This window comes from Viridibacillus sp. NPDC096237 (assembly GCF_050278625.1).
Lineage (GTDB): Bacteria > Bacillota > Bacilli > Bacillales_A > Planococcaceae > Viridibacillus.
The window spans coordinates 1-7348 of sequence record NZ_JBNNTI010000081.1; the positions used below are offsets into that span (position 1 = coordinate 1).

A 7348-nucleotide genomic window follows, 5' to 3' on the forward strand; every position below is an offset into this window, starting at 1 on the left:
TCTCGCGGTAGCAGAGGGTCTCGTGGTAGCAGAGGGTCTCGCGGTAGCAGAGGGTCTCGTGGTAGCAGAGGGTCTCGCGGTAGCAGAGGGTCTCGCGGTAGCAGAGGGTCTCGTGGTAGCAGAGGGTCTCGCGGTAGCAGAGGGTCTCGTGGTAGCAGAGGGTCTCGCGGTAGCAGAGGGTCTCGTGGTAGCAGAGGGTCTCGCGGTAGCAGAGGGTCTCGTGGTAGCAGAGGAAATTGCTGCTGTAGAAGAAAACGTTTTTAAAAAATATATAGAATTTAAACCTTTAATATTGCAGCAAATAAAAAACTTCGGTATTGCGCCGGAGTTTTTTTTCTTTAGACTTATATAAGTCTCGCAATTTAGAGATGTGAACTCCAATTGTTAGACGAAACTAACAATTAGAGGGATATTGTTTAAAAGTTAAACTTATATAAATACCTTCAATACCAATTTATTTATAAGGCGTTTTAATTTCTTATATTTATTTATTAATTAATATACTAATTAATTTAAACGTTAACTAATTATTCTTATTAAACATTTGTTTATTAAATTGTTCAGAATATCCTCTTGGAATACTTAGCGATTGCCATTCTGAAGTCTTCAAAAGCTTGCCAATGTACACAATTTGCCCAACATGATAAGAGTAATGTGAAACTTGTCTCTCAATCGCGTCCATTACAAGATGATTTTCCCCTCGTATTTTAACCTTTTTCAGTAAATCTTGTTCTGTCAATTCGTCGAGTGCAGTAAAAACAATTTGCCAGCCTTGTTCCCAAATTTGAAATAATTCCATTTTTGGCAAATACGAAGCTTCAAACTCTAAATCCCTATTTCTTGTTGGCTTTTCTCCATCTGTAGAAAGAAAATCACTCCATCGAGAAATCATATTCCCCCCAACATGTTTTATAATAACAGCAATACTATTGGATTCCTCGTGATTTGACCAATGTAATTGCTTATCATCTAGTTGTTGAAAAGTTTGATCCCCAAGCTTCTTTATTTCTAAAAATTTTTTCTTTATTATGTTTAAATAAGTTTCACCCATATTCATTTTAACCCCCCCCAGTTAATCTAAACATACAGTAATCCGTCACCAACTACAAGATTGGTGAAAACAAGCTACTTATTGATTCTTTTAATTGTTTCCCTAAACTCTTATTCTTCATGTCAGCCATTGTCAACTCTCTGCTCACTTGGAAATCTATTTTGAAATCATGCAATAAGTGATGAATTGCATCACTAGCCTCGTATAAAAAGACCATGAGCTCATGGTTAAGGCGGAAGCTACGAATATCGAAATTGGCGGTTCCAATAGCAGCATTCACACTATCTACAGTAATAATTTTGCAATGTAAAAACGACTCTTCATCATAGACAAATACGCGTACACCGGCTTCAAGTAAAATTTTAATATTAGCATTACTACCATGATAAGAAATACCCATATCTCCTTTTCCTGGAAGAATAATTCGCACGTCTATACCACTCATTGCTGCCCGTCTTACCACGGCTAAAGCTTCAGCATCTGGGACAAAATAAGGGGTTGCAATCCATACATTTTCATGTGCTGATTCAATTAGATTGAGCATGGCATCACGTATGATATTTTCCTTATCATATGGTCCACCGTAGATCACTTGAGCCCAATCATCACCTTTTTCAATTTGGGAAAAGTATTTTTGAATTCCCTTTTCATTTATAAAAGGGGTAGCTGCACCCTTTTCATTTTTCATAAAAACCCAATCATTTAAAAAAGATTCTTGTAATTCACTAACTGATAATCCTTCTATACGAAGATGCGTATCACGCCAAATTTTAAAGGTATTTGTATTAGATAAATACTCATCACCAACATTCAAACCTCCAGTGAAGCCAATATGACTATCTACAACTATTACCTTTCTGTGATTTCGAAAATTCGCCTTATGCAAGAACCAAAGTGATAATATTGGCTCGAACGCTATGACCTCCGCTCCTGCATCGGACAGTGGTTTAAGGAAAGTAGAATTTAAACACTTCGCACCTATTGCATCATACATAAAGCGTACTTCTACACCTGCCTTTGCCTTTTGAACTAATAAATCTCTAATTTCAGTACCAATATTATCTTTTTTATAAATATAGAATTGCATATGAATATGACATTTGGCATTTTTAATCGCTTCCATAATAGCTGAAAAGGTTGCAGCACCATTTGTCAAAATATCAATCTTATTACCCTTTAGTGGCTTTATATTTGATAAATTAGCAATACGCTTTGATAAACGAGGTATCTCTGTAGAATAATATTTTTTTTGTATCGCATGTGATACTTTAACTACTTTAGCTGTTTCTTGTATTTGTGAAGCTGAGAATTTACGTGTTATGGGATCTCTTCCAAAGTATAAATAATACCCCGTTCCAATGACTGGAAGACCTAAAATCACTGTAATCCACACGACTTTCGATGAAGTATTACGTATATCAAAGAAAATTAACTTAATAGCAATTGAAAGTCCAAATAACTCAATCACAATGGCTATTACATATGTAACTTTCATATTCCAAATAGAAAATATATATCCGATGCCAATTATGACTGCTGAAATAGCTATAAATTGGAAAACCTTCTGCATAATATCCCCTCCACTTTTCCTATCCCTAATACAAAATAAATTATTTATACTTACAACTTATGTGATTTTTTTTATAAATAGCTCCTATTTCTTTAGAGAATTTGACGCTTATAAAAAAATTCTCCACGAACAACTTTAAAAATGCGAACACAACCAAAACTAAAAAAAATCCCAACTAGAGGTATGATTCGAATCAATATAAAAAAAGTATTATGGACAATAAAAAAATCCTCAAGTAGCAGGATTTTTTTTGCTTTCTAGAGGTTTAAAGTGCTGAAGATAAAATATGAAAAATAACTACCTATACGTTATTTCTTATTGGCTCGATATAAATTCATAGTTTTGAATCCTTCGCCAAGAATCTTTGCCATTTCTGACAAACGTTTTTCTTGTGTCTCAGTTCGTTTCGCACTATATACAAATCGGGCCCAATCTCGCTGATAACCTGGTGCTAGTACATTATAAAAATCGATTATTTCTCTTTGATTTTTCAAATACTGCTGGATATCAGATATACGGCTCACATAATCTCCTACACATTGACTTGCTTTTTTAGTAGTTGTTTTTTTTACTTTCTTTGGTTCATTTTTAATACCGACAACTGTAAATGTATCATTAAAGCTAACCATGTGTGCAAACTTCATTGTGCTTTTTAATACATAGCCCTCTTCATCTGGCGAAATAGCTGGAAACAACGTGTCCCGTTCAATGTATTCCGTATATTCTTTATTGTTTTTCTTTGGATAGGCTACAAAAAGGTAACCTTTGTCCTTAACTCGTTTACTTTCCACAACTTCTCGAAGCAAGCTACTAAACTCATTGAGCGAAAAAACAAGTGCAAATACCAAATCATATGTTTTTTGCTCTAAATCCTATCAAACTCTAGTCCATCTAATTCCGTCACATGATCAGGCATATTCAGTACTACTTTTTTCTCGTATTGTTGTAACTTTAATTTTTCGACAACTATTTTTACTTCTGCCATAAAACCTCTCCTTCATACACTGTAAAGTTCTTTGAATAAATCCTTCTTATAATTGCTGCAAGAGCATTCTAACTTTATTATTCAAATTCAGCAAGATGATAATCCCATTCATTTGGGATAATTATCTAGCAACAATGCGTACTATATCGAAAAAAGGGGACACCTTCTTTTCACAACTACATGAAAAGTTTGGAGAAGATGTGCAAATAAATGGGGTGAATGCATGGCTTAGTTGAAATAGCACGTATTGAATAGGAAAAATAAGATCACCCGAATAAATTGTCAGTAGACAATCGAATCGGGTGATCTTTTACTAAATAAATATTTTTTTAATATGTGCCTGTATTTGCTCCAAGTCTTCTTCAAATATACGTTCCTTCATCGCACCATATAAAGAAAAGGTAGGCAATTGCTGCATGCCACAATATTCGAAGGTTTTATGTACTGGGAACAGTACCTCGTCTTCTGACTTTCCTTCCAAAAATGCTGTAGGTTCGGAAGATGCAAAGGAGGTCTTCTTAACGCCCCATGTAACAGAAAACATGTATTTCTTCTCCTTCAATAATCCTCCCCTTCCTAATGCCGTCCCTTTCTCAAAAAAGATTTTAGGGAGGAAAATATCATCAAAATATTTTTTCAAAATCCCCGGAATACTAAACCAATAAATTGGTGTTTGTATAACAATACAATCTGCCCAAAGGAACTTTTCAACTTCCTTATCAACTTCATACCCTTCCTTAACAATAGTTGTCTGAATATCATACTTTTTTTCTAAGTCATTCTGTATTACTTGAGCAAGACTTTGTGTTAAATTTCCAGGTGCGCGTTCATATTGATCATGGCCATCAATTAGTAAAATATTATCCATTTACAATCTCCTCACATTACTCATAATAATGTACCGACGTTTCACCTTTTTGAAAAAACGATTAAACCCTAACCAGATAACCAAAGAGAAAAGTGGGAATTACAGTACTAAATTCCCCTCACATCATTTAGGCAAATTCACTCGCTTCTAACACTATGCTAACTGGTTAACATACATCATATATAGTATGCTAACGAAAAGGTTTTTATTTGTTTTTAGTAATATTTTATTTCATTCACTATACTAGTGCTCAATTATTCTAATCAATTTCGACTCCGTATCAATCTCTACAAATCCTCCGATTGGGAATGTAAACATTGGCTGTATATGACCAAAGCTTGCATTATACATTACAGGAATGTCTTTTAAAGTTGGATGTTTGTCAAAAATAAAATGCAAATGTTCATCTGTCATTTCAGATTTATTTTGGAATTTGCCTATGACGATTCCTTTTAGATTTTTTAATTTTTCCTGCTGTAGTAATGATGTTAAATCCCTTGCAAATGTCAGTGGATCTGTTAATTCGTCATCTTCTATAAATAAAATCACATCATTTAAATCCGGCATAAATTGGGTACCTTGTAGCAAATTGAATGTACATAAATTACCACCAAATAATCCACCATAAGCATGCCCAGCGTTATAAATTTTCAATCCTTCATTTGGAATCAAATTACGATTCTCCTGATCTATAAACCATTCATCATCGCTCCAAACTGCTGACTGTTCCACGTCAAAAGCTCCATCTTCCATTAAGCATTTTTTAAAATAAGCAGTTTGATAATCCTGCTCTTTCTGCATACCGAAGCTTGAGAAATGTGGTCCTGAATATGTAACTAAACCCGTTTTGGCAGTAATAGCCCACGCTAGCGCTGTAATATCACTATATCCACAAATAATTTTCGGATTGTCCTTTATGAGTTCATAATCAATATAAGGTAAGATTTCATTAAGATTAAAACCCCCAATGACGGTCAAGATCGCTTTCACTTGTGGGTCTAGGAAAGCATCGTGTAAATCCTTTACTCGGGCCTGAATAGAAGATGAGTAATGCAAATCACAATCTGATACATGCTCTCCAAATGTTACTTTTAGACCGAACTTTTTTAATTGCTCAATTGCTCCTTTAATACCTTCTTCAGATAAAATTTGCATACTACGACTAGGTGCAATAATACGCAGTTCATCGCCTTTTTTTAATTTAGGTGCTATCATTCTTTAACCTTCTTTCTATTTTTTTAAAAAAAGTCCTACTACTTTACAAACATATTCCCTATATTTCCAAATACATGCTTATTAATATTAAAACCTACGCCATACATGTTAACGACTGCTGCCAAGTTTACTCTCAAAATCAACCTAATAGCTAGCATTTTGGGATTCTTTCTTAAAGTCTTTCAACATCCGATTTCTCTATAAAAAAGTAATTCTCCCCTCTTAGATGTTTCAATCATCTGAATAATGGTCTTGATAATACAGAAAATACATACAAATGTAATTATATCCCTTTTTTGGTTATAATAAAATATTTATATAATATGCTGATTGTTCTTTGAATAAAAGCAAGGGTGCTACAACATCTAATGGAGAATTCATCTGCTAGAAGTACTACCTTCTGGATTACAAACTTAATAAAATCCTTACCTATCACTATTAATCTCTTTAGATGATTGTGAATTTTCTAAATTAAAGTACAATTAGGATTATATTTGATAGTACTATACATATTTTTAGGAGGAACAACTTTGAGCAAAATTCGAATTGGTATTGTAGGTTATGGTAATTTAGGTCGTGGTGTTGAAGGGGCCATTGCGCAAAATCCTGATATGGAACTAGTGGCAGTGTTCACTCGTCGAGATCCTTCTTCTTTAAAAATCACGAGCGCTAATGTGCCAGTACACGCTGTGAACGATGCAGAAAAATTTGAAGATGCCATTGATGTTATGATTCTATGTGGTGGATCTGCAACGGACTTACCGGAGCAAGTACCTCATTTCGCCCAATGGTTTAATACAATTGATAGTTTTGATACACATGCTAAAATCCCTAATTTCTTTGACTCAGTAAATGCAGTAGCTGAACCTGCAAATAAAGTGAGCATTATTTCAGTTGGATGGGACCCAGGCTTATTTTCATTAAACCGTCTTTTAGGAGAAGCCATTTTGCCTGTTGGGAATACATATACTTTTTGGGGTGACGGCCTAAGCCAAGGACACTCAGATGCAGTTCGCCGTATTGACGGCGTCAAAAATGCCGTGCAATATACTTTGCCAATCGAAGAGGCAGTAAATCAAGTACGTAATGGTGAGAATCCTGAACTGACTATACGTGAAAAACATGCTCGTGAATGTTTCGTTGTTTTAGGAGAAGGCGCAGATGCAGTGAAAATCGAAGAACAAATAAAAACAATGCCAAACTATTTCTCTAATTATGATACAACTGTAAATTTCATCTCTGAAGATGAGCTTGCTTTAAATCATGGCGGTATGCCACATGGCGGATTCGTTATTCGAAGTGGTGAATCCAACGCGCAGGATAAGCAAATTATGGAGTTCTCTTTGAACTTAGAAAGTAATCCATACTTTACATCAAGCGTATTGGTAGCCTTTGCTCGTGCCGCTTACAAATTAAATATAGCAGGCGACCGAGGGGCTAAAACAGTGTTTGATGTCCCATTTGGTTTGTTGTCACCAAAATCAGCAGCAGAACTTCGTAAAGAATTATTATAAAAAATAAAAGGCTGGCTCTGTCTTCATGAGAAGTCTGCCCTTTATTACATTACTCTAAATGAGTATTTTTAAATACAAATATTACCACATAAAATGCAATGACTGGTACCTTATGCCACTTGAAGCTCATTTTTGATTTGTTCAA

Annotated in this window: 7 protein-coding genes; 2 read left to right on the forward strand and 5 right to left on the reverse strand. The window is 34.8% G+C overall.

Annotated features, from left to right (window positions below; all coding sequences use genetic code 11):
- On the forward strand, positions 1-352 hold a 352-nt coding region (locus ACQKMD_RS21320; RefSeq protein ID WP_427754528.1), incomplete at its 5' end, for a hypothetical protein.
- A 171-nt stretch (positions 353-523) separates the two neighbouring features.
- Here the strand turns inward: ACQKMD_RS21320 and ACQKMD_RS21325 are convergent.
- The 5 genes from ACQKMD_RS21325 to ACQKMD_RS21345 form a co-directional block, all read right to left on the reverse strand.
- Positions 524-1057 carry a DUF1572 family protein gene (locus ACQKMD_RS21325; protein WP_427754529.1) on the reverse strand — a complete coding sequence of 178 codons (534 nt, stop codon included), beginning with the start codon at positions 1055-1057 and terminating at the stop codon, positions 524-526.
- A 46-nt stretch (positions 1058-1103) separates the two neighbouring features.
- Positions 1104-2621, reverse strand: a complete 1518-nt coding sequence (gene cls, locus ACQKMD_RS21330) for a cardiolipin synthase (RefSeq protein ID WP_427754531.1) — start codon at positions 2619-2621, stop codon at positions 1104-1106.
- A 308-nt stretch (positions 2622-2929) separates the two neighbouring features.
- Positions 2930-3427: a YdeI/OmpD-associated family protein gene (locus tag ACQKMD_RS21335; protein WP_427754532.1), complete on the reverse strand. Its 498-nt coding sequence runs from the start codon at positions 3425-3427 to the stop codon at positions 2930-2932.
- A gap of 492 nt (positions 3428-3919) precedes the next feature.
- Positions 3920-4474 carry an NAD(P)H-dependent oxidoreductase gene (locus ACQKMD_RS21340; protein WP_427754534.1) on the reverse strand — a complete coding sequence of 185 codons (555 nt, stop codon included), beginning with the start codon at positions 4472-4474 and terminating at the stop codon, positions 3920-3922.
- 243 nt (positions 4475-4717) lie between these two features.
- Entirely contained in the window at positions 4718-5689 is a 972-nt protein-coding gene (locus ACQKMD_RS21345; protein WP_427754535.1) for a S66 family peptidase, read from the reverse strand.
- A 530-nt stretch (positions 5690-6219) separates the two neighbouring features.
- On the opposite strand from ACQKMD_RS21345, the gene ACQKMD_RS21350 reads away from it, so the two are divergent.
- Positions 6220-7203, forward strand: a complete 984-nt coding sequence (locus ACQKMD_RS21350) for a diaminopimelate dehydrogenase (RefSeq protein ID WP_427754537.1) — start codon at positions 6220-6222, stop codon at positions 7201-7203.
- Positions 7204-7348 lie beyond the last annotated feature (145 nt).